Source organism: Acinetobacter sp. C26M, assembly GCF_023702675.1.
Taxonomy (GTDB): domain Bacteria; phylum Pseudomonadota; class Gammaproteobacteria; order Pseudomonadales; family Moraxellaceae; genus Acinetobacter.
This window is the reverse complement of record NZ_CP098478.1, coordinates 2,507,020-2,531,773: the sequence shown is the minus strand read 5'-3', so window position 1 is coordinate 2,531,773 and position 24,754 is coordinate 2,507,020. Positions and strand designations below refer to the sequence as shown.

Below are 24,754 nucleotides of genomic sequence, written 5' to 3'. Positions count from 1 at the left end.
TTTTTCTTTGTCATAACTTTGGCTCTATTCTGAATTTTAGTGATTTATTCCTAAATGATTTAATTCACTCCGAGTAATGCTTCTTGAGCATTAGCACATGATGACAAAGTCTGAGGCTCAACATAGATTGAATTTGTGTTATCTAGTTGCGTACATAATAATTTTTAACGATAGCATCAAGGTAAACTTCTGTTTTTAAATATTTGAATTTTAACGGAGTTATTAAATCACAGAACAGTGGAGTGCCACCGCCAAGTAAAGTGGGTATTGTTGAAATGATCAGTTCATCGATCATGTCCTCTTTCAGAAAGTTTTGAATTGTGATGCCTCCATCAATATAGAGATTGTGATATCCATTTTTATTTAAGCGATCGACAATGTCTTGGGGCTTACCTTTTTCAAGAAAAACTTTGTCCTGTAGGGTAGGGGGAACATTTGTTAAGGTGTGACTTAAAACAAAGACGGGTTTTTGATAAGGCCATTTACAATTAAAACCTAAAATAGTCTCTAATGTCTTCCTACCCATAATCATTGCATCAATTCTTTGTAAAAATTCTGAAAAACCAAAATCTGATTGATCTGCTGCTGCGGCCTCATGCAACCAATCAAGTTGATGATTCTTATCAGCAATATAGCCATCTAAGCTTGTTGCTATATATACGATATTACTCATAATTTTTTCCTTATTGCATCGTCTATTGCCAAAGTAGCTGAAAACGAATAGAATAATTCTACATTGTAGAATTTATCTATCTAGTTTATTGAGGATTTAGAATGGATGTCAAGGATAAAAAAAGAGGTCGGCCAACCAGAGATCAAGGGGGCTTGGATAAAGAGGTGATTATAAACACAGCCAAAGTATTGATGCTGGATACAGGTAAAATACCCACTATTCGGCAATTGGCATCGCTTCTCAAGGTCGATGCCATGGCAATGTATCATTATTTTAAAAATAAAGAGGATTTACTTGAAGCTGTAACAATATCTTTAATCAGTGACATTTATCGTCCGTCAAATAGCAGTTGCTGGCAAGGCGAACTAGAGCAACTCTGTTTGAGTTACCTAAATTTATTAAAACAATATTCAGGTCTATTAGAAACGCTATTAGGAATGACAAGCACTGGTCCTGCTATCGTTTTTCAAAATCGCTACTTAAAAATTATTTCGGGCCTAAATTTAGATGACGAGGCCAAGGTGCAAAGTTTGAATTTACTGGTTGACTATTTGCATGGATTTGCTTTGGCAATGAAATGTAATCAATCAAAACAGCCTTTATTGATAGACGATATCAAAGGACCGCTTTCATTGATCTGTAAAATTTTAATTTGAATTTTATAGAGCCTGATTGATCTCTTTATAGTTGACTTTGATCAGAGCTGAACCATTTTGAATTGAGATGACATAGCTTAAAAATTTACGCAAATTTTACGCGGCCATTTTTTTTAGTTTATTAAAATACACTTTGCAATCATTCTTATGGATAGGTTAATGGGTTTCTTTAATACATCTGATCAAGACAATCATGTTCATAACCTGCTGCTTAATAAAAAAGACATACTGATGGGATATAGCGTAGATGTGCTGGTTGAGAAATATGTCGGTGCATCGAAAGAAATACAGCAGATTATTGTTCAGATTCTTAAAGAGAGAGGGTATTCTTCGCGAGAAATAGAGCATATGCTTAAAGAAAATAAATGACCAAAGTCTTGCCCTATAACAGTTAAAGAAAGCTCATTATGCAAAATACTACAAAAAAAGCAGCATTGCCTGCCACAGCGTTGGCAGCGCTTGGGGTGGTCTTTGGAGATATCGGAACAAGTCCTCTCTATGCGTTAAAGGAATCCTTCCATGCCGCTCATGGTTTAGGAATTCAACCTGAAAATGTATTAGGCATTTTGTCGATTATCTTCTGGTGCTTAATGCTGATCATCAGTATTAAATACATCGCGATCGTTATGCGTGCAGACAATAATGGTGAAGGTGGGATCATGGCTTTATTGGCCTTGAACCTACGTAAAGCGAAATTATCAGATACAAAAAAGATCTATCTCATTGCGATTGGTTTTATCGGGGCATCTTTATTCTTTGGAGATGGCATTATCACCCCAGCCATATCTGTTCTTTCCGCAGTTGAAGGCTTATCCATTGCCACCAATGTGCTTGATCCCTTCATTGTGCCAATTGCGATCGTGATTGTGATCACGCTGTTTTTGATGCAGAAACATGGTACAGCCTTTGTTGGTAAGTTTTTTGGACCAATAACTTTAGTCTGGTTTTTGTCACTCGGCATTTTAGGTATTGCCAGTGTGATACAGACACCTGTTGTACTGGGGATGGTGAGTCCACATTGGGCAATACAGTTTATTTTTACTCATCCAGTTCAGTCTTTCTTTATTATGGGTGCCGTGGTGTTAACGGTTACTGGGGGAGAAGCACTGTATGCAGACATGGGGCACTTTGGCCCACGTCCAATTCGGTTTGGATGGTTTAGTGTGGTGTTACCTTGCTTGGTTTTAAACTATGCAGGCCAAGGGGCTTTATTACTGCGAAATCCAGCAGCGATTGAAAATCCATTTTATTTATTGGTGCCAAGTTGGGCGTTATACCCGATGATTATCTTGGCAACGATGGCAGCGGTGATTGCTTCACAAGCGGTTATTTCTGGGGTGTTTTCCTTGGCACGCCAAGCAATTCAATTGGGCTATTTACCACGATTAAGTATTAAACATACCTCTGACTCAGAAGAAGGTCAGATTTATGTACCTTTTTTAAACTGGTTGTTGCTGATTGCAATTTTAATTCTGATTTTAATTTTTCAAACCAGTTCAAACCTTGCCAGTGCTTATGGTCTAGCTGTGACATTAACCATGCTGTGCGATACGATTTTGGTTGCTGTCTTTATTTACTATGCTTGGAAATGGAGCTTACCAAAGGTATTTTTACTCATCATTCCATTTTTCATTCTCGAGTCTGTTTTAGTTGCTGCTGCATCTTTAAAAATATTCGCAGGTGGTTGGGTGCCATTATTAATTGGTGCTGTTGCAATCGTTATCCTCATGACTTGGAAGCGGGGTCGTGAGCTCACATTCGCTAAGCTTGAACATGACACATTATCACTTGATTTATTCTTAAAAAGTATCGGTGATAGTGTATATCGTGTACCAGGAGATGCCATATTCCTGACAGGTACGCCAAATGTGGTTCCACATGCCATGTTGCACAATATTAAGCACAATAAAGTTTTACATGAGCGTAATATTTTGGTGACTGTGGTGATTGAAGATGTTCCTTTTGTCCCGCAAGAAGAACGCATTCATGTTGAAACTCTAGATCAGCAGTTTTATCGTATTAAAATTTTCTATGGTTTTAAAGATGAGCCGAATGTACCTCGTGCATTGGCTCAAGCCTATGAGCAACTTGAGTTTGAATATGATTTGATGCAGATTAGCTTCTTTATCTCACGTGAACGTATTATGCATAGTGTGGGGGATGGCATGGCCCCTTGGCGGGAGCATTTATTTATTTCAATGCAACGTAATACCAGCCCAGTCAGTGATTTTTATCAAATCCCGACCAATCGAGTGGTGGAACTGGGTAGCCAGATCGAAATCTAAAAAATTGTATTCTCAGCTTCTAGTTTAATTGTGATTAATTTAACCAAACGGAAAAAGCCCTTGTGATGACAAGGGCTTTTTCTTGCTTGCGTTTTCCAATCATCATGGGGGCTAAAACTGGTCTAACGGAATAGCATGATATTCAATATGAGAATGTCCAAGAATGATGCTTTCATTTCAGTTTCATTTAAGCAAACCGTTCTACTCTAAAAGAACAGTAAAGCCGTACAAGCATAGCTACACCTTTTACCACATCCTCAGATGTGGTTTTTTTATGCCAATTTTTGCTGTCTAGACTTTTTATACAGCTCTGCATACATTTATTCATCATGGTTAACTTGATTGAGATATAAAAATTTTTATTCATTCTAAAAAGTTAAGTTTGAATTAAACTTATTATGACGCGTAAATTACATTTTTGTCATATTCTAAAAATAGATTGAATTTGAGATATAATTTTTTAAGTAGATTAATGTGTTTTTAGTTTTTAATTCTTATTCGTTTTTTTAAAGGGTGGGGGTCTTATTTTTGGGATTTTAAAATGCTTTGGCTTAAAAAAATATTTGGAAGAGATATTTCACTATTAAGGTTTAATTTTATACTGGCAATCTGGTTAGGTCTTTTTTTAAATTTTTCATTCTTTATGAAAATTCAAGACCTAACCCCTTATTCAGGTTTTGAACGCTTTTTATTTCTAATTGCTTCTATATTGGTGGTGATTTTTACATATAATTTTGTATTTCAAATTTTTAATTGGCGTTGGACAGCAAAACCCATTGCGATTTGTCTTATTTTAATTGGTGGATTTTCATCTTATACCGTGACTTCACTTGGTGTGTGGATTACCTCTGATCAAATCCAAAATTTGATGCAAACTAACTTTACAGAAGCACGAGACCTTTGGTCTTGGTATCTTTTGGTCTGGATATTTGGGTTGATTATTCTCCCCATTTTTGTTGTTGCGATGGTTAAGATTAGACCTGAAACTAAGCAATTTATATTTCAATTTACCAAAAAAATTCTAACTGCTGTTGTTTCTTTATCCATTGTCATCGTTATGCTGTTTATTTTCTATGTCGATTTTGCAGCAATTTTCCGTGAAAATCGTAGTTTAAAAGGAATGATTTCGCCACAAAACATGATTAGCTCTTTTATTTCATATTACAAAAAGAAGGCACCCAAAAAGAATCAAGCTTTGATCAGTTATGGTGAAGATGCGAGGATTTTACAGCGTGAAAATGCATTACCCAAGCTAATGGTACTTGTTGTGGGTGAAACAGCCAGAGCGGAAAATTTCTCTTTAAATGGATACAACAAACTCACCAATCCTGAAATGGCTCAACAGGACATATTGAATTTTTCTAAAGTGAGTTCGTGCGGAACGGCAACGGCTGTTTCTGTTCCATGTATGTTTTCGGGAATGCCACGTAAATCCTATGATGAGCGCTTAGCCATCCGTAGAGAGGGCTTGCTTGATATTGCGCAACGTGCTGGTTATCAGGTCACTTGGATTGAAAATAATTCTGGTTGTAAGGGCGTTTGTGATCGGGTTGAGACGTATAAGATTGCAGAACCGATTCAGAAAAAGTGGTGTAAAGGCGGGGAATGTTTTGATGAGATCCTAATTGATAGTTTGAAATCCTATCTACAATCTATTCCTCAAGGGGATACACAACCTCGTTTGCTTGTATTACATCAATTAGGGAGTCATGGCCCAGCCTATTACAAGCGAGTACCAGCCCAATTTAAAGTCTTTAGACCCACATGTGATACCAATGCCATTCAAGGATGTAGCCGTGAAGCTTTGCAAAATACCTATGACAATACTTTGTTATATACCGATTATATCTTGAGCCAACTGGTTGAAACGCTAAAACAGAATACACAGTATGAAACTGGCTTATGGTATTTGTCTGATCATGGGGAGTCCACAGGTGAAAGTGGTATGTATTTACATGGCGCACCTTATCTGATAGCACCTCAACAGCAGACGCATATTCCGATGATCATGTGGTTTTCTGCACGCTGGAAACAGTCCAATCCTGAGCAGATAAAATGTTTGTCGAAACAAAATAATAATGAATTGAGTCAGGATAATTTATTTCCAACCATGTTGAGTTTGTTAGATATAAAAACAAAAGTTATTGATGTTGAAACGGATATGCTGGCGACTTGTTCGAATATTGTGAGTAAGGTTAATTAAACTGGTGAATATGTATATTTTTGTGATGTAGTATTTATTTTGATATGGATTTTATGATAAAAATATCAGCTTCACGATATACATTCCTCCAGTGAAATATTTATATCGTTATCCCATTCACTTTGAAAAGTGTTTGGGATTTTTTAAATGAGTAATTATTAAATCCGGGTTAATTTCTGATTAAAATATTTGTTTTGATGCGTATATTAACTGGATTATAAGTGACTGTAAGAGCTATAAATTTAATGAAAATTTTTATTTTAACCGGTGCGGCTGCAATTTTTGCTGTATGTTCAACACATAGTATGGCTGCAGATTTTGTTGCTGGTAAAGATTATACCGTGGTTCAAAATCCAGTAAAAACATCGGCACCTGCCAATACAATCGAAGTGAGAGAGTTTTTTTGGTATGGATGCTCTTATTGTTTTAAATTAGAACCCCATATGCAAACTTGGTTGAAAAGTATCCCTAAAGATGTTTATTTTCTGCGTACGCCAGCGGCAATGAACCCGATGTGGGAACAAGGTGCGCGTGCATATTATGTGAGTGAGGCTTTAGGTGTACGTAAACGTACCCATCTACCGTTATTCCATATCAATTTCTCAGGCAAGGAAAAGGTTTTACAAAAAGAGGCCTTTGCCAAGTTTTTTACGCAATATGGCGTTTCTGAGGCAAAATTTAACAGCACGTATGATTCTTTTCCGATCACAGCAAAAATTGCAGAATCAAACCAATTGGCGCAAAAATATCAACTTACGGGTGTTCCAGCAGTTGTAGTAAATGGCAAGTATATTGTTCAAGGTGGAGACAATAAAGTTGTTCAAGTTGTTGAATATTTGGTGAATAAAGAACGTAAAGCGCAGTGATTTTGGTATTTAAACCTATGGCAGACCTTTAAAGTCTGTTTCATAAATCAAGAACATATGAAGGTGCTGTCAGTATTGTTGCTACAGCACTTGTTCGTTAATGAGATTGTTCAAAAATTAAAATAAAGAGGCTGAGTCAGCGCAGCATCGTTTTTCGGTCTTGTCATGGTTTTATACGATTCATGATCAAACTGACTTCTTTATACTAAAAATTAACTCTCTTTAAAGGTTTCATTCAATGCTTGTTGCACGGCATCTACACGTGATTTACATGCTTTGTATGCATTCATTGATTCTTCAACAATCTTCATAAGATTATCAATATCAGGCTCGTCTTGTGCTTCTAACAGTTCCGCATTCTTTTTTAACAGTTGATAACCTTCCTGAAAGCTTAACTCTTTTTTACTCATGATGTGTAACCTCACTTACATTGGCATGGATATAACCATCTTGCATTTCGATTGAGACCGTCGCTGCCACTTGCTGGACTGAACGAATCGCTTTATTTTCACTACGCACAATGGCATAGCCTTTGGCTAAAACATGCTTTGGATTTTGCAGTAATGTTTCCCGCAGTAAGGCTTCGATTTGGGTCGAGGCCGTTTTAAGCTGCTGTTTTGCAAAATATTGTAGCGTTGATTTAACGGTATCAAGATGCATGTGACTGGTCATGATTTGATTTTGTGCCAGTGTTTTGATGATATTTATCAACTGATCATTTTGACTTTGATAGGCCGTAATCTGATGTTGGGATAATAGTTTGATGGTTTGAAGATGACTTATAACATCTTGCGAGCGTTCTGCAATCAGATTCCGAATTCCTGCAATGACTTTACTGGGTGTATCAAAGGAACGATGTGCAATCTCATCCAAAATAGTTCGGTCTTTTTCATGACCAATACCGACCCAAATCGGGACTTTACGTTTACATAGCAGGGTAGCCAGATCATAATCATTTAAATAAGCTAAATCATTGACTGCACCACCGCCGCGAATAATCACAATTAGATCTGGTGGTCGCGTATAATCTTTTGCCCATTGGCGTAGACCTGAGCTTAAAGACTCCATAATACTATGTGCAGCGGTATTACCTTGGAAAGTCGCGGTGTGATAAACAAAATGGCAGACGCCTGCTTGATGTAAGGCATCGGCATCTTTTTTGAAATCACCTAAACCTGCTGCATTTTCTGGTGCAATCACCAACACATTTTCAATATCAAATGGTGTGGGGAGTTGTTTATTAAGCTGAACCAATCCTTCACTGCTTAATCGAGCAAGAATCTGTTGATAGCGCTTCGCAATATCGCCCAAGGTAAAGCTTGAATCTATATCTTCAATATTGACCGAAAAACCATATTGAGGGTCAAAGCGCGCCCTGATTTTAATCAGTACATTTAAATCTTTTGATAGTTCAATACCACTTTCGCGCTCAAATTTAAGCACCATTTTAGCCGCAGTGAATTTCCAAATTGTGGCTTTACAGCTTGCGATCACTTTATCGGTATCTTGTTCTTTTTCAGCAAGTTCTAGATAGTAATGCCCACCTTTGATATTGAGGTTTCGAATCTCAGCTTTCACCCATACAGGTTCATCAAACGTCAGGCGAATGATTTCCTGTACTGTTGCGAGGTAGTCGCTTAGAGAAAGTTGAGATTCAGACATTGGATCAGATGATGAAAGTGATCTTGCTATAGTAGCAAATGGATCAACCTGATAACAAATCAGGCCTATATTGTTTTTATTTATTTTGTGCTGAGTGATACGCATCCACAGTTTATTTTTACAGATTACTGTAGATGCGTGTAGTGGTTCAGATATTAAAGTGATTTATTCCATTTCAAAACTTTAAATAGTCCGAACATAAACATGATCCAGACAGGAATCAGAATCACAGATTCCTTAAAGCCTTGTGTCCACATGATATATAAAATCATCACGATAAATGCGAGAACCAAATAGTTACTGAAGGGTGAAAACATTGCTGGGAATTTGACTGTTTTGCCTTCTTGCAGAACAGCGCGTTTAAATTTTAAATGAGTAAAACTAATGATCGCCCAGTTTAAAACCAATGCTGCTACAGCCATATACATGAGGTGGCTTAATGCTTGTTCTGGAACAAAATAGTTCAGTAATACACAGCCAAAAATCAAAACTGAAGAAAAAATCACTGCGGGCATAGGTACGCCTTGTTTTGTGACTTTTGCAAAAATTTTAGGTGCATTACCTTGTACTGCAAGTCCAAACAGCATACGACTATTGGCATACATTCCGCTGTTATAAACAGAGAGTGCAGCGGTCAAAATAATAAAATTAAGTAAATGTGCAGCCCAATTTATACCCAATTGACTGAAAATCATGACGAAAGGGCTTTTGTCCAAACCACCCAGATCAAGTTGATTCCAAGGAATCAATGACATGATGATCGCCAGTGATGCCACATAAAAAACCAAAATTCGGAAAATCACCTGATTAATGGCTTGTGGAATACTTTTTTCTGGATTCTCTGCTTCAGCGGCAGTCATCCCAATCAATTCAATGCCGCCAAAGGCAAACATTAAAAAGGCTAACATATAAAATAAGCCTGAGAAGCCATGCGGAAAAAATCCGCCGTGTAGCCATAAATTGGTAAAGCTTGCGGTTGAATCAGTACCAGCAGTCAGTAATAGGTACAAACCGAAGGCAATCATGGAAATAACGGCAACCACTTTGATAATGGCTAACCAGAATTCGGATTCACCATAAAACTTCACATTACCCAGATTTAAGCAGGTGACGACAATGAAGAAGAACAAAGTCGAGATCCATGCAGGTATATGTGGCCACCAATAGTGGATATATTTGGCAATCGCTGTCAGCTCAGTCATTGCCACTAAAATATAAACCACCCAGTAATTCCAACCCGATAAGAAGCCAGCAAAGTTTCCCCAATACTTTTGTGAGAAATAGCTGAACGAACCCGCGACAGGTTCTTCTACAATCATTTCACCCATTTGTCGCATGATAAGGAATGCGATCAAACCGACAATGGCATAGCCTAAAATAATCGAAGGGCCTGCGGACTGGATTGCCTGAGCTGAGCCTAAAAACAGACCTGTACCCACAGCACCACCCATCGCAATCAATTGGATATGGCGGTTTTTTAGTCCACGTTTTAATTGGGGAGAGGAATTACTCAAAATACGCTGCGCTGAACAAAAAAGAAGTGATTGTAATGGATCGCGAGGAGATCGACTAGTTTGGAAAGAGGATTAGGGTATGATTTATGAAGTACAGAATTTACTCTAATCATTAACTGTTTCCTTATCGCGATAAGCGTTGTTTTTAAGATAGCTTTTTTGTTATAGACAAACATAAATCTTATTCATTTTGCCATGATAATTTCACCTTTTCGATTCATGGTTACTTCACCAGCATATTTATTTGGGTTGATAACGTTTCCATAACCAGTGAATTGTTGAGGTTTAATTTCATTACCTTTTTCATCAACGATTGAACTCCATTGATCCATCAGAATTGGGACTTTAAAACCATTAAATGTATTGTTGGTAATCCGTACTCGTGGGGAGTGGTCTAAAACGATGGCATAGGCTTGGTCATTTTTATGAGTAAGGGTAAAGGTGTTTCCATCAATGACTGTATCTGGGGAGAATTTGACGTAGAGGACGTTTGGTATGGTTGTCTTATCATCCCACTGATCTGGGAATATTTGGATAAGCCTCCATTTCTTTTTTATATTCTATGGGGGGGGATAAAAGCCGTCTCATTCTATATTAAGCCATTTATATCAAAAAAAATGGAAGACAGTCTGAGCAAAAAAATTATTTATGCTGGTTATGATTATGTCTTTAAACCAAGTGAAATTATAGCTTCACAGATTGTTTTTAGTTTTGTATTTACACTACTCTCATTAGTTATATTATATTTTTCTGGTGTAGAACTCATATATAGTGCTGCATTTGGACTTTATGGATTGATTTATCCTGTACTTTGGTTAAAAAGCCAAAAGAAAAAAAGAGAAAATCTTATTCTTAAAGAAATACCATTTTTTTTAGATCTTATTGTTTTATGTGTAGAAGCTGGGCTTACTCTCGTTAATGCTTTGGATCAAGCTGTTACTAAGGCAGTTAAAAGTCCAACACGTAATGAATTTTCAAGAGTACTTGCTGATATACGTAAGGGTATTCCAAAAAATGATGCTCTACGAAATATGACACAGCGTGTAGATCAACCCTCTATACAAAACTTGGTATCGGCTATTATTCAAGCCGAAAATATGGGGATGAATCTTGGACCAATCCTACGCAGTCAAGCAGAGCAGAGGCGAATTGAACGTTTCCTACGTGCCGAGAAATTGGCATTAGAAGCTCCTGTAAAAATGCTTTTTCCGTTAGTCGCTTTTATTTTCCCATGTACATTTATTGTTATTGGTTTCCCACTTTATATCATGATGAAGGATGCGTTTGGCTAATATGTATTTAAATCAGAGCAGTGAAAAATTTGAAATTCTAGTTGCTAAAAGTTTTCTTGCTAGAGCTGGTGGTCTTTTATTTAGAAAAAAATTGATGTCTAGACAATGTTTATTAATAACACCTTGTCGATCAATTCATACAATTGGTATGCGTTATAGTATTGATATTATATTTATAGATGCCTTTGGTTATATTACTGATATTTACTATGATGTTAAACCGTTTAAAGTGGTTTCAGCCTCAGCAAAAGCTTGTTCTGTGGTTGAATTTTTAGGTGGAACTTTAGGTCAGTTTGATCTTGATGGAAATAGGTCATTATTCAGATTTTAATAAACTGATTAAAATAAAATATTTTATATTTTTTTGTATTGTGAAAGTGTAATAAAACTAGATAACACTAGTTTAAAAATAGATATTCAGTTCAATTTGATGTGAGGTCAGGATTAAAAAGGCTAATAGCAATCAGCTTATTCCTATTATTTATTCGCACTGCTGCGTATGCTGAGGTTGATCAAGTAACTGAGCTTGGTTTGGGATACTGGGAAAATCTAAAGGTGATCAGCAATGCAGTGTGAAATATGTAGCAGGTGACGTTAGTATGGCAACATATAGTTGCCCAAATCAGTGTGATGAATTAAGCACTGAACATAATGCTTCTCCTGAAGGGGGAGAAAGCTGTGCTGTGGATGAAGAAATGATGGTTAAAGAGAAAGCAGTATGGTGGTAAGTCGATGAGACTGAGAAATTGAATCTGCATTATTTATGACTTGATTAAGTTATATTTATTTTAATTTTTATTGGTAAGGAGTTTTAGGTTGGTAATTTGGGAAATAATTTGTAGAAAAATAATATAATATGCTTGTGAAATTATGTTTTATTTAATGGTGAGGAGATTTTGTTGTGAACTTGAATTTAAATGAAAAACATTCTCCTTTCACTATTATTTTAAAAGGTTTTTCAACTTTTGGGCTAATCTTTGTTTTTTCTGGTTTTTATTTAGGACTTTCTATTGAATTATATAGCTATACTGGGCTTAATATAGATAATGTTGCTCTAGCTGTTTGGTATATAACATATTTTTATATCGCATATTTACTTGGTTTTTGTATATTGAAGCAAGTGTATATCCGTAATAAAGATAATATTTATTTTGATAAAGTTAGAGTTTTAATTTACTTTTTGTTGGCTGCTTATTATTTTTTAATATTTTTTCGATATTATTTTTTTGATATTGAGCATGGCTTATATGGTTTTAGACTTATGCTGGGCTTTATATATCCTTTTTGGATACTAACACCATTATTTTTGTCTAATTCAAAAGTTAAGTTTAATGTGTATTTATGTGTCGTGCTTTGCATAGTGGAAATTATATTTTGGATTTTATTTTTTAAGGTAAATATTTCTGATTTCTATAAAAGGCCAAATTTCGTTATTGTGGTGATTAGTTCACTTATATTTACGCTAACTTTTCCCCGATATATCACATGGTTACAAAAAATAGATGTTGATAAATGGGTGGCTCCATTTTTTTTAAAACAAGAGAGGATTATCTCTAGGATGTTATCTTGGATTGCAATGGTATTAGGTGGTCTATTTATGTTTTTGTTCTATTTGTGTTTTTAATTTAATGGTTAAATCTGTTAATTCTGGGAAAATTCCCAGAATTTTTTATAAACTGAGTTGCGATAAAACCCGTCATCCAAATTTCAGCAAAGCTTAGCAAATAATAATATTTCATGTGAAATTTCAATCAGCATAGACTCATCCAAAGATAAATAACAACAACGTATTTATCAAAAGAATCAATTTTACATTTGGATGTTTTCTTTGGATTGGCAGTATATACAGAGTGTGCTGCCGCAGTTCTATGCGGCAACCCTCATGACCTTAAAAATCTCCTCTATCGGTATCGTGTTATCTATTTTATTAGGGTTGCTCTGTAGTGTGATTAGCACTTATCAGGTTCGAGTACTCAATAAAATTGTCAAAGTCTATATCGAGGTTTCACGCAATACACCCTTGCTCATTCAGCTATTCTTTCTCTACTACGGCTTGCCCAAGATCGGGATCAAACTCGATGGATTTACTTGTGGCGTGATTGGTCTGACTTTTTTAGGTGGCAGCTATATGGCAGAAGCCTTTCGTGCAGGCTTGCAGTCAGTTGCTCAAGGGCAGATTGATTCCGCTCGAAGTGTGGGTTTAAACGCCGTGCAAGTCTTTCAATATGTGGTATTTCCACAGGCATTGTCGCTGTCTATCCCAGCCATTGGTGCGAACTGCTTATTTCTGATTAAAGAAAGCTCCATCTTGAGTGCTATTGCAGTGGTGGAACTCCTGTTTGTGACCAAAGACCTGATTGGGATGGATTACAAAACCACAGAGGCTTTATTTCTATTAATCATGGCCTATCTGATTATCTTGTTACCTGTATCAGCTTTAACGAGTTATTTGGAATACCGCAGTCGGAAGGTGAGCCATGGGACTTGAATATTTATTTCAACCGAGCCATATCGAACGTTTACTGTATGGCTTGTTGCAAACCATCGAAATTGCATTTTTGTCCGTATTTTTATCCGCCATTTTGGGGACAATTTTTGGGGTGATCATGACCTCAAAAAATATGCTGATTAAAATCCTGTGCCGTTTCTATTTGGAAACTATACGCATTGTGCCAATCCTCGTCTTATTGTTTGTTTTCTATTTTGGTTTCGCAACGTGGTTTAACTGGCAGTTGTCATCATTTTGGGTCTGTATTTTTGTATTTACCTTATGGGGAACTGCGGAAATGGGTGATCTGGTACGTGCTTCGATCACCTCAATTGATCAGCACCAACGAGATTCAGCTTATGCAGTGGGCTTGAATCATCTACAAGCTTTAACTTATGTGATTTTCCCACAAAGCTTAAAACGAGTGACCCCCGGTGCATTGAATCTGTTTACCCGCATGATTAAAACCAGTTCATTAGCCGTACTGATCGGGATGGTAGAAGTTCTGAAAGTGGGGCAGCAGATTATTGAAAACTCATTATTGACTGTACCCAGCGCATCGCTGTGGATTTACGGTTTCATCTTTATTCTTTATTTCCTGATTTGTTATCCATTATCGCTTTTAGCAGCGCATTTAGAAAAAGTGTGGGAGAACGCATGACTTTGTTATCGATACAGCATTTACATAAGTTTTATAAACAAAGTCATATTTTGCATGGCATTGATTTGGACGTACAACAAGGCGAAGTTGTGGTGATTTTAGGGCCATCAGGTTGTGGGAAAAGTACCTTGTTGCGCTGTATTAATGGGTTAGAACCCATCCAAGAGGGGGAGATTCACCTGAAAGATGTTGGTGTATTGGGGCAGGATTTGTCATGGGATAGCGTACGTCAACAGATCGGGATGGTGTTCCAGAACTATGAGTTATTCAAGCATATGAATGTGATTGATAACATCTTGCTAGGTCCTCTAAAAGCACAAAAACGCCAACGCACAGAAGTGGAACAACTGGCAGATCAGTTGTTGCAGCGCGTGGGTTTACTTGATCGTAAATATGACTATCCCTCCAATTTATCAGGCGGTCAGAAGCAGCGGATTGCCATCGTCCGTGCTTTGGTGATGCAACCAAAAGTGATTTTACTGGATGAAATTACTGCGGCCCTTGACCCTGAAATGGTAAGAGAAGTCCTAGATGTGGTGCTGAAACTGGCGCAGGAAGGCATGACCATGCTGATTGTGACCCATGAAATGGGCTTCGCGCGCAAAGTGGCGGATCGCATTATCTTTATGGATAAAGGCAAGATCATTGAACAAAGCTCACCTGAAGCATTTTTTCAGCATCCACAGACTGAACGTGCGAGAACTTTTTTAAATATTTTGAATTATTAAAATGAAAATGAGGAGTTTATGAAATTGAATTTAGCAATTAGGCAACATCACGATTCTTCAAAAACAAAAATGTTTGGTCTGGGCATCACCTGTGTACTGATGGCAGGCGTGTTGACGGGCTGTAATCAACCAGCTTCCACTGAAGCCAAAGCTACGGCACAAGATACTTCATTGGAACAAATTCGGAAAAATGGTGTATTGCGGGTTGGCGTATTTGCAGACAATCCACCATTTGGTTATGTCGATAGCGCAGGCAAAAATCAGGGCTTTGATGTGGCCTTGGCAAAGCGTGTCACTCAAGATTTACTGGGTGATGAAAATAAAATTCAGTTTGTGGTGGCAGAAGCTGCCAATCGGGTTGAGTTTTTAAAGTCAGATAAAGTTGATGTGGTTTTTGCCAGCTTTTCGGTGACGCCAGAACGGCAACAGGTGGTCGATTTTTCAGAGCCTTATTTAAAAGCCTCCTTAGGGATTGTCTCACCGAAAGCCAAAGCCATTACCGATGTTAAAAGTCTCGAAGGCAAAACTTTAATTGTGAATAAGGGCTCAAGCTCGGAGATCTATTTCAGTAAAAACTATCCGAAAATTAATTTATTGAAATTTGGACAAAATACCGATGCTTTCAATGCATTGATCGATGGTCGGGGTGATGCCATTTCGCAAGACAGCACTTACGCACTGGCATGGGCAGCCAAGAATCCGAATTATGTGGCGGGGATTCCACAAATTGGTAATCAAGATTTTATTGCAGCGGGCGTGAAGAAGGGCAATACCCAATTACTGCACTGGCTCAATGATGAAATCAAACAGCTTAGGGCGACAGGTGAAGTTCAGAATATTTATGACCAAACTTTGAAGCCGATTTATGGTGAAAAAGTGAATCCCAATATCTTTTTGGATGTTGATAGCACCAAGCAATAACAGATTTTTAAAACACTAAAAAAGGTGAACGTATGCAAACAATAACATTGTCAAATATTCAAAAATTACTGCTGGCTTCTATAATCAGTTTAGGGCTGACAGCGTGTAATAAAAATCCACAGTCAGCAGAGAAATCGGCTGAGCCCTCAACGCAAGTTTCCAGTATTGAGCAGATCAAGAAAAACGGTGTGGTACGTATTGGTGTATTTAGTGACAAGCCACCGTTTGGTTATCTGGATGCACAAGGTAAAAATCAGGGCTTTGATGTTGAGATTGCCAAACATGTGGCCAAAGATTTATTGGGCGATGAAAACAAAGTTCAGTTCGTACTGACTGAAGCTGCCAATCGAGTTGAATATCTCAAAGCCAATAAAGTCGATATTATTTTTGCCAATTTCACGGTGACACCTGAACGTGAACAAGTGGTGGATTTTGCTAAACCGTATTTAAAAGTCGCGTTGGGTGTGGTGTCTCCTAAAGACAAGCCGATTACTGATATTGCCCAATTAAAGGATCAAATTCTATTGGTGAATAAGGGTACGACAGCCGACTCATTCTTTAGTAAGCAACATCCAGAAATTAAACTGCAAAAGTATGAGCAAAATACTGAAACGTTTGATGCCTTAAAAGATGGTCGTGGTGTAGCGTTGGCACATGATAATCTTCTAGTCTTAGCTTGGGCAAAAGAGAATCCAAACTATACCGTTGGCATTACCAATCTTGGCGAGCAGGATTTAATTGCACCAGCGGTACAGAAGGGCAATAAAGAATTATTGGATTGGTTAAATCAAGATCTAGAGAAATTAGCCAAACAAGGCGTGATCCATCAGGCTTATGAAAAGACTTTAAAACCTGTTTATGGTGATGGTATTCCTGCTAAAGATTTAATTATTGAATAATCATTTTCTATGATCTAAGAGCCAAGCGAGGTTGAATCTTGCTTGGCTTTTTTATAGCTATAAACCGATGTGTATTACAAAGTATAGACAGTGGTCAAAAAAACTGCCGATTAGAATGAAAAAAACACAGAGAAAAAGCAGATGCAAAGTACAGAAATAGATTTTATTGTGAAAGACACCATGACTGCATTGGCGTTTTATGAGCGGGTTTTTGAGGTCGAAAGAATTGAAGTCGGTGATTTTGTGCTTGGACAAAATAGTGTGATTATGAGTATTCATGGCGTTCATTTTCATATGCTGGATGAAAACCCAGATTTCCAATTACTTGCACCTACCCAAGAAAGCTATATTCCGATTTGGTTTAATATTACGGTCACTGATATCGAGCAAACCTTAGCGCAAGCAGTTGATGCAGGTGCTGCGGTGATTCAAGCGGTGCAAGATATGCCTAAAATGGGCATTAAAAATGCCATGTTTAAAGATCCGTTTGGATACATGTGGTTATTGCATCAAGTCGTTGAAGTCGTAGATTATGAAACACGGGCTCAATTATTGGAGCAACAAGGCTTTCAGCGTAAATCTAATTAGAATAAATGAGCCAAAAATAGAACCAAAATCTTAGACAGCAAGCCGCAATATTTATTGATGCTTACTGTCTATTTTTTCATCTAAAAATTTTTCACTCTAAAAAGACTTGGTCAGGCTTAATACGGCTGCTGTTTTAACGCCTTTTTTATTTGTCTCCGAATAACCTGTAGTACCAAGATCTGTTCCGATTGCAGCTAACTCAGCAACTAAGTTCATCGGTTTGTAATTATAATTCGCTCCGATTTTCCAGTCGATAAAATGATCTTTGACCTCTCCACCATATATTGCTTGGCTTGCTTTTGAGTAGCCTAAGCTTGCAACTGCCCCAAAGTGAGTTTGAGCAATCGGTGTGGTGTATAAAAGATTAAAATACCAATTATTGACATCTTGACCGATGTTCTGGCGTGTTGCTTTTCCGCCATATTGATCGGTATAGCTAATACTTGGGCTAAAGATATCACTATCACTTAAAATATTGTTTATGATCATTTTGAGATAGTATTCGTTATAATTTAGGTCACTTTTGCCGACATAATTATAACGCAGCATACCGATATCAAGTGTAGGTCGGAAGTTCCCTAAGCTAATCGGAGTCGTATAGCCAATAAAAGGATCGAGTTCTAAGTGTGCTGCATCGCCAAAATCAACATTTGATGCAAAAGCCGCGACATAAAATCCAGAGGAATGGTTTAAAAGAAAGTTTCCTTGGAACGCTGCATCGTTTTTGGTTTGGGTTTGCCCACGCCAGCGGTACTCACTGGCCAAAGCGACATTTACACTAAGATTGAAATTTGGTGTAGTGGGTTGATCTGATGCCAATGCATAATTTGACGAGCACGCTGTAATCAAAACCAATAATCGATGCAAACCTTTCATAACATCCTCAGCATATGAGTTAAATTTGATGTGATGTATATTAGGTTTAATTTATTGATAAATAATAAAAATATCGTAAATTATGCGTAAACAAAGCATAAATTTTTAACACATATTTTATAGCCGCTATAGATTCACTTTTAATACTTCTGTTGTATCAGCGTCTAAGCTATCTCCTTCGCTTGAGGTGAGTCTCATTAATGGCACAGGTTTTTGAGTAGATTTTTCAATCAGAATTGAATGCGGTTCTTGTTTCCCAAATAGATGTTGTTCACCCCATTGGCGTAGTGCAACTATCACAGGGAACAACTGTTTACCTTGATCTGTCAAAATATATTCTTGATAGGCCGTGCCATCTGAAGCACCTTGCAATTCCAGAATTTCAGCATCAATTAATTTATGTAGTCTGTTGGACAAAATATTACGCGCAACGTTTAGGCTACGTTGCAGATCACCAAAGCGATGTTTCCCATCCATAATATCTCTCACAATCAGTAGTGACCAACGATCTCCGATTACATCTACACAACGTGCAACAGGGCAAGGCTCATAATGGGAAATTTTATCTTGTGGCATCGCATTCTCGGAACAGGTAGATCAGACTAGTTGCATTTTAAAACTAGATCGCTTATGGTTCAACTAGTTTTAATTTGAAACTAGTTTGGATTCGTATATGAATATTCCCTGTGCGTCCTCTTTATCCAAAAATGAAAAGCATCTTTTAATGCAGTCAAAAAAATTACCGATCAGTTTGGTGTGGTTGTTTGCAATTGCGAGTGGGCTTAGTGTCGCCAATGTTTATTATGCACAACCATTGCTTGATGCTATTGCAACGGATTTGGCAATCAGTTATGCCGCTGTTGGCAGTGTCATTCTCATAACTCAAATTGGCTGTGCGATCGCTTTATTGTTGTTAGTTCCATTGGGGGATCGAGTCGATCGCAGAGGTTTAATGCTATTACAGCTATTTGGACTGGCGCTTGCATTAACTGCTGTGAGTATCACTCAAACTACTCTGGGATTATTTGCAAGTATGTTTGCTGTTGGTATGTTAGGGACTGCCATGACGCAGGGATTGATTGCTTATGCTGCAAGTGTTGCTGAATCCCATGAACGAGGTTATGTGGTAGGTACTGCACAAAGCGGCGTGTTTATTGGATTGCTGTTAGCACGTGTTTTTGCGGGGGGCATAAGCGATTTAGCGGGATGGAGGAGTGTATATTTTTGTGCTGCAGCACTGATGTTAATGATTGCATTACCACTTTGGAAATCCCTACCAGTACGATCCAATACACTAAATACGCTGGGTTATCCTCACTTAATTTTGTCGATGTTGACTTTGCTTTATCAAAATAAGCTATTACAAATACGCGGAATATTGGCATTGCTAATGTTTGCAGTATTTAATATTTTTTGGAGTGCATTGGCATTATTGTTGAGTTCACCTCCTTATCAATATTCCCATACAGCGATTGGTGCATTTGGTTTGGTTGGTGTACTGGGTGCATTAATGGCTACAAAAGCTGGTCAATGGGCAGATCAAGGCTTTGCGCAAAGAACCAGTGCTTTTGCGCTGGTTGTCATCTTGTTATCTTGGTTGGCATTCACTCAAATTGAATATTCAATTGTGGCATTAATCATCGGTATTTTATTACTTGATCTAGGTGGACAAGCATTACACGTCACCAATCAAAGTATGATCTTACAAACTGGACATGACAATCAAAGCCGCTTAATTGGACTGTATATGTTGTTCTATGCCGCAGGCAGTGGATTGGGGGCGATCAGTACCACTATGGTTTATGCCAAAGCAGGATGGTATGGCGTTTGCCTGCTGGGTGCCTGTGGAAGTCTCATCGCATTCTTGTTTTGGTGGCGAACGAGAAATCTTAAATAGAATAGAGTGTGACTCGGCACAATCTATTCTTACTGATGGTGTTTGGTGATTATTTAAAACGATTTTGTTGGATCAATGAAGATTTGTATTGTGGATGACTGGGCAAGATCAGTTGAGCTAAAGCTTTATTTTGTGTGCTGTCCGCTTTGGTCTGTTGTTTGGTTTTGGCATGATGATTTGCAAGGTTAGCAGTCCCTTTTTGATCGTGTTGATGGTCTGTGATGTTACGTAGTTCTAGCTCATTTAAACGATGCATTTTTTGGTAATTATTGGGTTCAACGGCCCAAAGTAGTGGACTAGCAAAGAACCAAAATACTAAATGATATTTCATATATTTTGTCCCTTACTCGATTCCAACGACTGTCGTAATGTAGGCAGTTGTTATTAAAATCATCAAGCCGAGTGTCATTTCAAACAGGATGGCATAACCTAACTGTTTCGAAAATTTAGGTTGTTGCAAGCGAGGGGTAAAGTACCATTTATTGAATGCAGCCAGTAGTAAAATACTGACAACGAATAAAAGTTTAATGATAAAACCTTGTCCGTAGGGTGTAGCGATTAAAACATTGATATCCTTAAACAGGAGTAAGGCAATGCTTACACCACATGCAATTAAAATCGCCACAACAAAGGCCGCAATGCGTCCAAATAAATGCATAGACTCTTTTAACGGTAGTCCACTTATGCTGTGGCTAGTTCTCCATAATGGGTACAAAGATCCCATCCAAACAGACATTAACAGGACATGCACTGTCAATAAAATCTGAGCAAAAAAGGTCAGGTTCGTGACATGACCCAATTGAGAAAAACTATAAGTGATTAGGAATATAGAAATCACCCAAAAGATCTTTTCAAAGATATTAACTCGAATGTTTTTTTGATTGAGCTTAAAAATGAGTAATAACAGAATCAGTGCAAAGCTGAAGATTCGAATGAAGTGAGTATGCCCTGTAGCAGTATTAATTATAATATTGATATAGGTCCAATTAAACATGCCCAGTAGACCTGTATTAGAAAAGCTACCAATTAAAAGTAAAAAGGCCAATACGCTTGAAAGCAATCCTAAAACTGCACCCAATGTCATATATTGGATTAAGCTGCTTTTGAGTGCGTTATAACGGGCTAATAGGAAGTGACAGAAGGCTCCGCCAATGACCATGGCAGTACCTAGATAGAGACTGATTTTGTTGAACCAAGCGGCAAACATCCAATATTCAGACATTATTTTTATTCCTTATCTAAATAAATTGCCAACGGATTATGTTGGCAATTTATTCATCTATTTTAATGAGTTGAGGTTTATTTCATGGTGAAGCTATATTCACCATTCATGTTATGTCCATCTTTACCCATGGTGCTCCATAACACGCTATATTTGCCTTGTTTCAATGTCGGTAGAGCAACATCAAATGTTTTCTTCAGGTCATGACTAACCTTGTAATTCAATGGAAGTTCTCGACGCTGTTCATCTAAAACTTGAATTTTCATTAACATGACCTCTTCACCAAAATTAAGACTTAGTTTTTTGGGTTGTGTTGAAACAGTCGTATTTGCTGCGGGTGTAGCACTAATTAAACTAACGTGAGCAAAGGCTGTGGTGGTTGTCGCAATTACCATCGTCGTGCCGATTAGAATATTGCGTAGAGCAGTTTTACTGTCTTGGAAAAAACGCATTTCTTGTCCTCTTTGAAGCATGATGTATTAGAGATGATGTGCAAGGCAGCATCAGGTTTCATCGTTTATTATCAAAGATATATCGAGACATCTGAGCGACAACCAAATTACGTTTTTGTCATTTAGATGCTGAAAGACTTAGCTTTATGCTACGAAGCACGATAGGTAGGGATACGATGTAAATCATAACCACGCTTAACCAGATTGCACCTGGCCAGTCGGACTGGAATTGTAAATACAAGGTTGAGAACAATAACGGTGCAAACATTGAAGCTAAACTAATAGTCGATGTAATAATGCCTTGAAATTGGCCTTGCTGTTCAGGCGATACTTTTTGTGAAGCTAAGGCTTGTAAAGAGGGTGTACCAATACTGCCGAGGGCAAAAATTGGCATGATGGCAAAAATCATCCAAGCTTGTTGAGCAAAGGCCATAACCCCTAATGCGATACAACTACAGCTGATACCAATCAAGATCGTATTTCGATTACCGAAGTATTTTGAGGCATGTTGAGGAATAAAAGCCTGAACCAACATTTGGCATAAACCAAACATTCCCAAAGAAAGGCCAATCCAAACGCCATTCCATTGAAAGGCGGCATGTCCCCATAAAGCCCAGCAAACTGAATATGCTTCACCTGTGGCACTGAAGATAAAAAAGGTGGCAATTAAGGGCAGCACATTTGGGATCGACCGAAGCGAAGCAAAGATTTTAAATGGATTGAGTGTTGCTACAGACTTTTTAGAGAGATCTGCTGTTTTCGATTCAACTAAGACCCAGTAAGCCACTAAAAAATTAAGTGCTGTCAGTATGGCTGCAACGAGGAAGGGAAGTCTGAGCCAATATTCACCAAGCAAACCACCTAGGACTGGCCCAATGATAAAACCAGCACCGAACATCGCACTGATTAAGCCAAAGTATTTTGCGCGTTGCTCAGGTTTTGAGATATCTACCAGATAAGCAGAAGCAACAGACATATTGGCACTGCTCATGCCAGCAATGATTCGCCCGATCAATAGCAGTATGATGCTATGTGAAAAGGTCAATAACAGATAATTCACGGCTGAACCTGCCAGTGATAGCAGCAGAATTGGGCGCCGTCCAAACTTATCACTTAATGCACCGAGAATGGGGGAAAAGATAAATTGCATAGCGGCATAGAGACTACCGAGCAGACCGATGTACAGCGCAGTTTGGTGATTATGGGTAATATCTTGAAGTAAGGCGGGTAAAATTGGAAAAATAAGCCCGATTCCGATTGCGTCTAAAGCAATGGTCGAAAAAATAATAAATAGAGAGCGATTCATAAAGCGTCCTATCGAAAAAGCAGGCACAGAAATACTGTGAGAACCTGTTAACGATGCCTGATAACAACTCAAGCCCTGATGAACGCTGACCGAATCTTAAAGATAGGGATATGTGTTGATGCATTCTTTTATAAATCAAAAAAGACATCAATTTTTCGCGGTTTTTTTATCGTAACAATGGAAATGAATGGATTTAACAATCCACTCATTTGTTGAAAATTTTAGCACTAAAAATAGCAAGGGTACAAGATCGTGTAAATATTGAGCAGATACGCTTTGGCAGTTGTACATCGCATATCTGCTGAGGAAATAATTATTTTTTGGTATTTGGTAAAAATGCAGTCATAAAACCTAATAATGGTAGGAAAGAGCAGAGTTTATATACCCAGACAATCCCATGCGTATCGGCTAAATGACCAAGACCTGCTGCGCCAATTCCACCAATACCAAACATCAGACCAAACATCAGACCAGCAACCATTCCGACACGGCCAGGTACTGCTTCTTGTGCATAGACCACCAAGGCAGAAAATGCTGAAGACATCACTAAACCAATAATAATGACCAATATTGCTGTGCCAGTTAAGCCGACATAAGGCAACATCAGCGCAAATGGGGCAATGCCCAAGAATGACACCCAAATAACTGCTTTACGTCCAATCCGGTCTCCAACTGGACCTCCAGCAAAAGTACCCAGTGCTACTGCACCTAAAAATATAAATAGATACAGCTGAGAGGTTTGAATGGAAACATTAAAGCGTTCGATTAGATAGAAAGTAAAATAATTGGTAATGGCAGCGATATAGATAAATTTGGCAAACATTAAAACACAGATCACGGCCATGGCCTGAATCACTTGTTTACGGGTCAAGCTCGATATCGCCTTTTGACTGGCAGCGCGTTGTACAGGTGCTTGTTTGACTAACCATTTGGTGACACGTAATAAAACAAATATGGCTAAGGCAGCAACCAAAACAAATAAGCCTATTGCCCCTTGTCCATTGGGAATAATGACAGCCGCAGCCATTAATGGACCGATCGCAGAACCCGTATTACCACCAACCTGAAACATGGATTGGGCTGTACCAAAACGCCCACCTGAGGCTGTACGAGCGATACGAGAGGCTTCAGGATGGAAGGTCGATGAGCCAACCCCAATCAACGCGGCAGCAAAGAGTAAACTTTGAAAACTACCTGCAAGTGCCATTAATCCTATACCGATGAGTGTCGCAACCATGCCTGCGGGCAGCAAATAGGGCTTTGGATGTTTATCGGTATAGAGACCAATCCATGGTTGTAACAAGGATGCCGTAATCTGATAAACCAAGGCAATCCAGCCAATTTCAGCAAAACTTAATGAAAACTCGGCTTTTAGCATTGGATAACTTGCAGTCACCACAGCTTGAATCGAATCATTTAGCAGATGGGCAAACGCAACTGCGCCGACAACGCGTAATACGAACTTTTGGGGTTGATCATTTGGTGGGAATTGCGCTTGTGGAAATGCATTTTCAAGAGTGCCTGTATTGCTTGCCATGATTGCTCCAACACGTTGTATCAGCTTA

General features: G+C 38.1%; 28 protein-coding genes. 16 read left to right on the top strand and 12 right to left on the bottom strand.

What is annotated here, in order from left to right:
- Window positions 1–142: 142 nt before the first annotated feature.
- Window positions 143–673 (bottom strand): dihydrofolate reductase family protein, encoded by a 531-nt coding sequence (locus NDN11_RS11655; protein ID WP_251109726.1) that lies wholly within the window; start codon window positions 671–673, stop codon window positions 143–145.
- A gap of 101 nt (window positions 674–774) precedes the next feature.
- Here NDN11_RS11655 and NDN11_RS11650 point away from each other — a divergent pair, with 101 nt between their 5' ends.
- The 5 genes from NDN11_RS11650 (at window position 775) to NDN11_RS11630 (ending at window position 6,683) form a co-directional block, all read left to right on the top strand.
- Complete coding sequence (locus tag NDN11_RS11650) at window positions 775–1,329, top strand: TetR/AcrR family transcriptional regulator (protein WP_251109725.1); 555 nt, start codon at window positions 775–777, stop codon at window positions 1,327–1,329.
- A gap of 159 nt (window positions 1,330–1,488) precedes the next feature.
- Window positions 1,489–1,698: a hypothetical protein gene (locus tag NDN11_RS11645; protein ID WP_023270098.1), complete on the top strand. Its 210-nt coding sequence runs from the start codon at window positions 1,489–1,491 to the stop codon at window positions 1,696–1,698.
- A 38-nt stretch (window positions 1,699–1,736) separates the two neighbouring features.
- Window positions 1,737–3,614 carry a potassium transporter Kup gene (locus NDN11_RS11640; protein ID WP_251109724.1) on the top strand — a complete coding sequence of 626 codons (1,878 nt, stop codon included), beginning with the start codon at window positions 1,737–1,739 and terminating at the stop codon, window positions 3,612–3,614.
- A 541-nt stretch (window positions 3,615–4,155) separates the two neighbouring features.
- The gene (locus NDN11_RS11635; protein ID WP_251109723.1) at window positions 4,156–5,817 is read left to right on the top strand and encodes a phosphoethanolamine transferase; all 1,662 of its coding nucleotides are present in this window, start codon (window positions 4,156–4,158) and stop codon (window positions 5,815–5,817) included.
- A gap of 245 nt (window positions 5,818–6,062) precedes the next feature.
- Complete coding sequence (locus NDN11_RS11630) at window positions 6,063–6,683, top strand: thiol:disulfide interchange protein DsbA/DsbL (protein WP_251109722.1); 621 nt, start codon at window positions 6,063–6,065, stop codon at window positions 6,681–6,683.
- A 212-nt stretch (window positions 6,684–6,895) separates the two neighbouring features.
- On the opposite strand, the gene xseB is transcribed toward NDN11_RS11630, so the two are convergent.
- The 4 genes from xseB to NDN11_RS11610 all read right to left on the bottom strand — a co-directional run bounded on the left by xseB (window position 6,896) and on the right by NDN11_RS11610 (window position 10,191).
- Window positions 6,896–7,093 carry an exodeoxyribonuclease VII small subunit gene (gene xseB, locus NDN11_RS11625; RefSeq protein WP_167249282.1) on the bottom strand — a complete coding sequence of 66 codons (198 nt, stop codon included), beginning with the start codon at window positions 7,091–7,093 and terminating at the stop codon, window positions 6,896–6,898.
- Window positions 7,086–8,345 carry an exodeoxyribonuclease VII large subunit gene (gene xseA / locus NDN11_RS11620; protein ID WP_251109721.1) on the bottom strand — a complete coding sequence of 420 codons (1,260 nt, stop codon included), beginning with the start codon at window positions 8,343–8,345 and terminating at the stop codon, window positions 7,086–7,088. Before xseA ends, xseB begins: the two co-directional genes overlap by 8 nt.
- 155 nt (window positions 8,346–8,500) lie before the next feature.
- Window positions 8,501–9,859 carry an amino acid permease gene (locus NDN11_RS11615; protein ID WP_251109720.1) on the bottom strand — a complete coding sequence of 453 codons (1,359 nt, stop codon included), beginning with the start codon at window positions 9,857–9,859 and terminating at the stop codon, window positions 8,501–8,503.
- Window positions 9,860–10,044: 185 nt separating this feature from the next.
- Window positions 10,045–10,191 carry a hypothetical protein gene (locus tag NDN11_RS11610; RefSeq protein ID WP_251109719.1) on the bottom strand — a complete coding sequence of 49 codons (147 nt, stop codon included), beginning with the start codon at window positions 10,189–10,191 and terminating at the stop codon, window positions 10,045–10,047.
- Between the two features lie 93 nt (window positions 10,192–10,284).
- On the opposite strand from NDN11_RS11610, the gene NDN11_RS11605 reads away from it, so the two are divergent.
- From NDN11_RS11605 to NDN11_RS11565, 10 genes are all read left to right on the top strand, one after another.
- Complete coding sequence (locus NDN11_RS11605) at window positions 10,285–11,151, top strand: type II secretion system F family protein (protein ID WP_251109718.1); 867 nt, start codon at window positions 10,285–10,287, stop codon at window positions 11,149–11,151.
- Window positions 11,138–11,482, top strand: coding sequence for a DUF192 domain-containing protein (locus NDN11_RS11600; RefSeq protein ID WP_251109717.1), 345 nt, complete (start codon window positions 11,138–11,140; stop codon window positions 11,480–11,482). The genes NDN11_RS11605 and NDN11_RS11600 overlap by 14 nt, the downstream gene beginning before the upstream one ends.
- Before the next feature lie 268 nt (window positions 11,483–11,750).
- Entirely contained in the window at window positions 11,751–11,879 is a 129-nt protein-coding gene (locus tag NDN11_RS18215; RefSeq protein WP_285292125.1) for a hypothetical protein, read from the top strand.
- Window positions 11,880–12,052: 173 nt separating this feature from the next.
- Window positions 12,053–12,775, top strand: a complete 723-nt coding sequence (locus NDN11_RS11595) for a hypothetical protein (RefSeq protein WP_251109716.1) — start codon at window positions 12,053–12,055, stop codon at window positions 12,773–12,775.
- A gap of 204 nt (window positions 12,776–12,979) precedes the next feature.
- Window positions 12,980–13,639: an amino acid ABC transporter permease gene (locus NDN11_RS11590; RefSeq protein WP_216076277.1), complete on the top strand. Its 660-nt coding sequence runs from the start codon at window positions 12,980–12,982 to the stop codon at window positions 13,637–13,639.
- Window positions 13,629–14,300, top strand: a complete 672-nt coding sequence (locus tag NDN11_RS11585) for an amino acid ABC transporter permease (RefSeq protein WP_251109715.1) — start codon at window positions 13,629–13,631, stop codon at window positions 14,298–14,300. The genes NDN11_RS11590 and NDN11_RS11585 overlap by 11 nt, the downstream gene beginning before the upstream one ends.
- The gene (locus NDN11_RS11580; RefSeq protein WP_251109714.1) at window positions 14,297–15,028 is read left to right on the top strand and encodes an amino acid ABC transporter ATP-binding protein; all 732 of its coding nucleotides are present in this window, start codon (window positions 14,297–14,299) and stop codon (window positions 15,026–15,028) included. The genes NDN11_RS11585 and NDN11_RS11580 overlap by 4 nt, the downstream gene beginning before the upstream one ends.
- A gap of 69 nt (window positions 15,029–15,097) precedes the next feature.
- Complete coding sequence (locus NDN11_RS11575; protein WP_502801374.1) at window positions 15,098–15,949, top strand: transporter substrate-binding domain-containing protein; 852 nt, start codon at window positions 15,098–15,100, stop codon at window positions 15,947–15,949.
- Window positions 15,950–15,981: 32 nt separating this feature from the next.
- Window positions 15,982–16,848, top strand: coding sequence for a cysteine ABC transporter substrate-binding protein (locus tag NDN11_RS11570; protein ID WP_251109712.1), 867 nt, complete (start codon window positions 15,982–15,984; stop codon window positions 16,846–16,848).
- Window positions 16,849–16,989: 141 nt separating this feature from the next.
- Complete coding sequence (locus NDN11_RS11565) at window positions 16,990–17,436, top strand: VOC family protein (RefSeq protein WP_251109711.1); 447 nt, start codon at window positions 16,990–16,992, stop codon at window positions 17,434–17,436.
- 96 nt (window positions 17,437–17,532) lie between these two features.
- Here the strand turns inward: NDN11_RS11565 and NDN11_RS11560 are convergent, their stop codons facing one another.
- Both NDN11_RS11560 and NDN11_RS11555 read right to left on the bottom strand, forming a co-directional pair.
- The gene (locus NDN11_RS11560; protein ID WP_251109710.1) at window positions 17,533–18,312 is read right to left on the bottom strand and encodes a TorF family putative porin; all 780 of its coding nucleotides are present in this window, start codon (window positions 18,310–18,312) and stop codon (window positions 17,533–17,535) included.
- A 126-nt stretch (window positions 18,313–18,438) separates the two neighbouring features.
- The gene (locus NDN11_RS11555; protein WP_251109709.1) at window positions 18,439–18,888 is read right to left on the bottom strand and encodes a winged helix-turn-helix transcriptional regulator; all 450 of its coding nucleotides are present in this window, start codon (window positions 18,886–18,888) and stop codon (window positions 18,439–18,441) included.
- Window positions 18,889–18,985: 97 nt separating this feature from the next.
- Here NDN11_RS11555 and NDN11_RS11550 point away from each other — a divergent pair, with 97 nt between their 5' ends.
- Complete coding sequence (locus tag NDN11_RS11550) at window positions 18,986–20,209, top strand: MFS transporter (RefSeq protein WP_251109708.1); 1,224 nt, start codon at window positions 18,986–18,988, stop codon at window positions 20,207–20,209.
- Window positions 20,210–20,258: 49 nt separating this feature from the next.
- Here NDN11_RS11550 and NDN11_RS11545 read toward each other — a convergent pair whose 3' ends face one another.
- The 5 genes from NDN11_RS11545 to NDN11_RS11525 all read right to left on the bottom strand — a co-directional run bounded on the left by NDN11_RS11545 (window position 20,259) and on the right by NDN11_RS11525 (window position 24,726).
- Complete coding sequence (locus NDN11_RS11545) at window positions 20,259–20,540, bottom strand: hypothetical protein (RefSeq protein ID WP_167249304.1); 282 nt, start codon at window positions 20,538–20,540, stop codon at window positions 20,259–20,261.
- A 12-nt stretch (window positions 20,541–20,552) separates the two neighbouring features.
- A complete protein-coding gene (locus NDN11_RS11540) occupies window positions 20,553–21,431 on the bottom strand; it encodes a CopD family protein (protein ID WP_251109707.1) in 879 nt (292 codons plus the stop codon).
- Window positions 21,432–21,508: 77 nt separating this feature from the next.
- Window positions 21,509–21,883 carry a copper resistance CopC family protein gene (locus NDN11_RS11535; RefSeq protein ID WP_251109706.1) on the bottom strand — a complete coding sequence of 125 codons (375 nt, stop codon included), beginning with the start codon at window positions 21,881–21,883 and terminating at the stop codon, window positions 21,509–21,511.
- Between the two features lie 118 nt (window positions 21,884–22,001).
- Window positions 22,002–23,189, bottom strand: coding sequence for a TCR/Tet family MFS transporter (locus NDN11_RS11530; RefSeq protein ID WP_251109705.1), 1,188 nt, complete (start codon window positions 23,187–23,189; stop codon window positions 22,002–22,004).
- A gap of 313 nt (window positions 23,190–23,502) precedes the next feature.
- Entirely contained in the window at window positions 23,503–24,726 is a 1,224-nt protein-coding gene (locus tag NDN11_RS11525) for an MFS transporter (protein WP_251109704.1), read from the bottom strand.
- Window positions 24,727–24,754 lie beyond the last annotated feature (28 nt).

Excerpts from the sequence above, each read along its gene's own strand:
- NDN11_RS11635 (WP_251109723.1), top strand. The coding sequence starts at position 4,156 with ATGCTTTGGCTTAAAAAAATATTTGGAAGAGATATTTCACTATTAAGG.
- NDN11_RS11570 (WP_251109712.1), top strand. The coding sequence starts at position 15,982 with ATGCAAACAATAACATTGTCAAATATTCAAAAATTACTGCTGGCTTCT.
- xseB (WP_167249282.1), bottom strand. The coding sequence starts at position 7,093 with ATGAGTAAAAAAGAGTTAAGCTTTCAGGAAGGTTATCAACTGTTAAAA.
- NDN11_RS11585 (WP_251109715.1), top strand. The coding sequence starts at position 13,629 with ATGGGACTTGAATATTTATTTCAACCGAGCCATATCGAACGTTTACTG.
- NDN11_RS11650 (WP_251109725.1), top strand. The coding sequence starts at position 775 with ATGGATGTCAAGGATAAAAAAAGAGGTCGGCCAACCAGAGATCAAGGG.
- NDN11_RS11600 (WP_251109717.1), top strand. The coding sequence starts at position 11,138 with ATGCGTTTGGCTAATATGTATTTAAATCAGAGCAGTGAAAAATTTGAA.
- NDN11_RS11560 (WP_251109710.1), bottom strand. The coding sequence starts at position 18,312 with ATGAAAGGTTTGCATCGATTATTGGTTTTGATTACAGCGTGCTCGTCA.
- NDN11_RS11525 (WP_251109704.1), bottom strand. The coding sequence starts at position 24,726 with ATGGCAAGCAATACAGGCACTCTTGAAAATGCATTTCCACAAGCGCAA.
- NDN11_RS11565 (WP_251109711.1), top strand. The coding sequence starts at position 16,990 with ATGCAAAGTACAGAAATAGATTTTATTGTGAAAGACACCATGACTGCA.
- NDN11_RS11545 (WP_167249304.1), bottom strand. The coding sequence starts at position 20,540 with ATGAAATATCATTTAGTATTTTGGTTCTTTGCTAGTCCACTACTTTGG.
- NDN11_RS11580 (WP_251109714.1), top strand. The coding sequence starts at position 14,297 with ATGACTTTGTTATCGATACAGCATTTACATAAGTTTTATAAACAAAGT.
- NDN11_RS11655 (WP_251109726.1), bottom strand. The coding sequence starts at position 673 with ATGAGTAATATCGTATATATAGCAACAAGCTTAGATGGCTATATTGCT.
- NDN11_RS11610 (WP_251109719.1), bottom strand. The coding sequence starts at position 10,191 with ATGGATCAATGGAGTTCAATCGTTGATGAAAAAGGTAATGAAATTAAA.
- NDN11_RS11605 (WP_251109718.1), top strand. The coding sequence starts at position 10,285 with ATGAGTAAGGGTAAAGGTGTTTCCATCAATGACTGTATCTGGGGAGAA.
- NDN11_RS11530 (WP_251109705.1), bottom strand. The coding sequence starts at position 23,189 with ATGAATCGCTCTCTATTTATTATTTTTTCGACCATTGCTTTAGACGCA.
- NDN11_RS11555 (WP_251109709.1), bottom strand. The coding sequence starts at position 18,888 with ATGCCACAAGATAAAATTTCCCATTATGAGCCTTGCCCTGTTGCACGT.
- NDN11_RS11535 (WP_251109706.1), bottom strand. The coding sequence starts at position 21,883 with ATGCGTTTTTTCCAAGACAGTAAAACTGCTCTACGCAATATTCTAATC.
- NDN11_RS11640 (WP_251109724.1), top strand. The coding sequence starts at position 1,737 with ATGCAAAATACTACAAAAAAAGCAGCATTGCCTGCCACAGCGTTGGCA.
- NDN11_RS11645 (WP_023270098.1), top strand. The coding sequence starts at position 1,489 with ATGGGTTTCTTTAATACATCTGATCAAGACAATCATGTTCATAACCTG.
- NDN11_RS11540 (WP_251109707.1), bottom strand. The coding sequence starts at position 21,431 with ATGTCTGAATATTGGATGTTTGCCGCTTGGTTCAACAAAATCAGTCTC.
- xseA (WP_251109721.1), bottom strand. The coding sequence starts at position 8,345 with ATGTCTGAATCTCAACTTTCTCTAAGCGACTACCTCGCAACAGTACAG.
- NDN11_RS11550 (WP_251109708.1), top strand. The coding sequence starts at position 18,986 with ATGAATATTCCCTGTGCGTCCTCTTTATCCAAAAATGAAAAGCATCTT.
- NDN11_RS11630 (WP_251109722.1), top strand. The coding sequence starts at position 6,063 with ATGAAAATTTTTATTTTAACCGGTGCGGCTGCAATTTTTGCTGTATGT.
- NDN11_RS11575 (WP_502801374.1), top strand. The coding sequence starts at position 15,098 with ATGTTTGGTCTGGGCATCACCTGTGTACTGATGGCAGGCGTGTTGACG.
- NDN11_RS18215 (WP_285292125.1), top strand. The coding sequence starts at position 11,751 with ATGGCAACATATAGTTGCCCAAATCAGTGTGATGAATTAAGCACTGAA.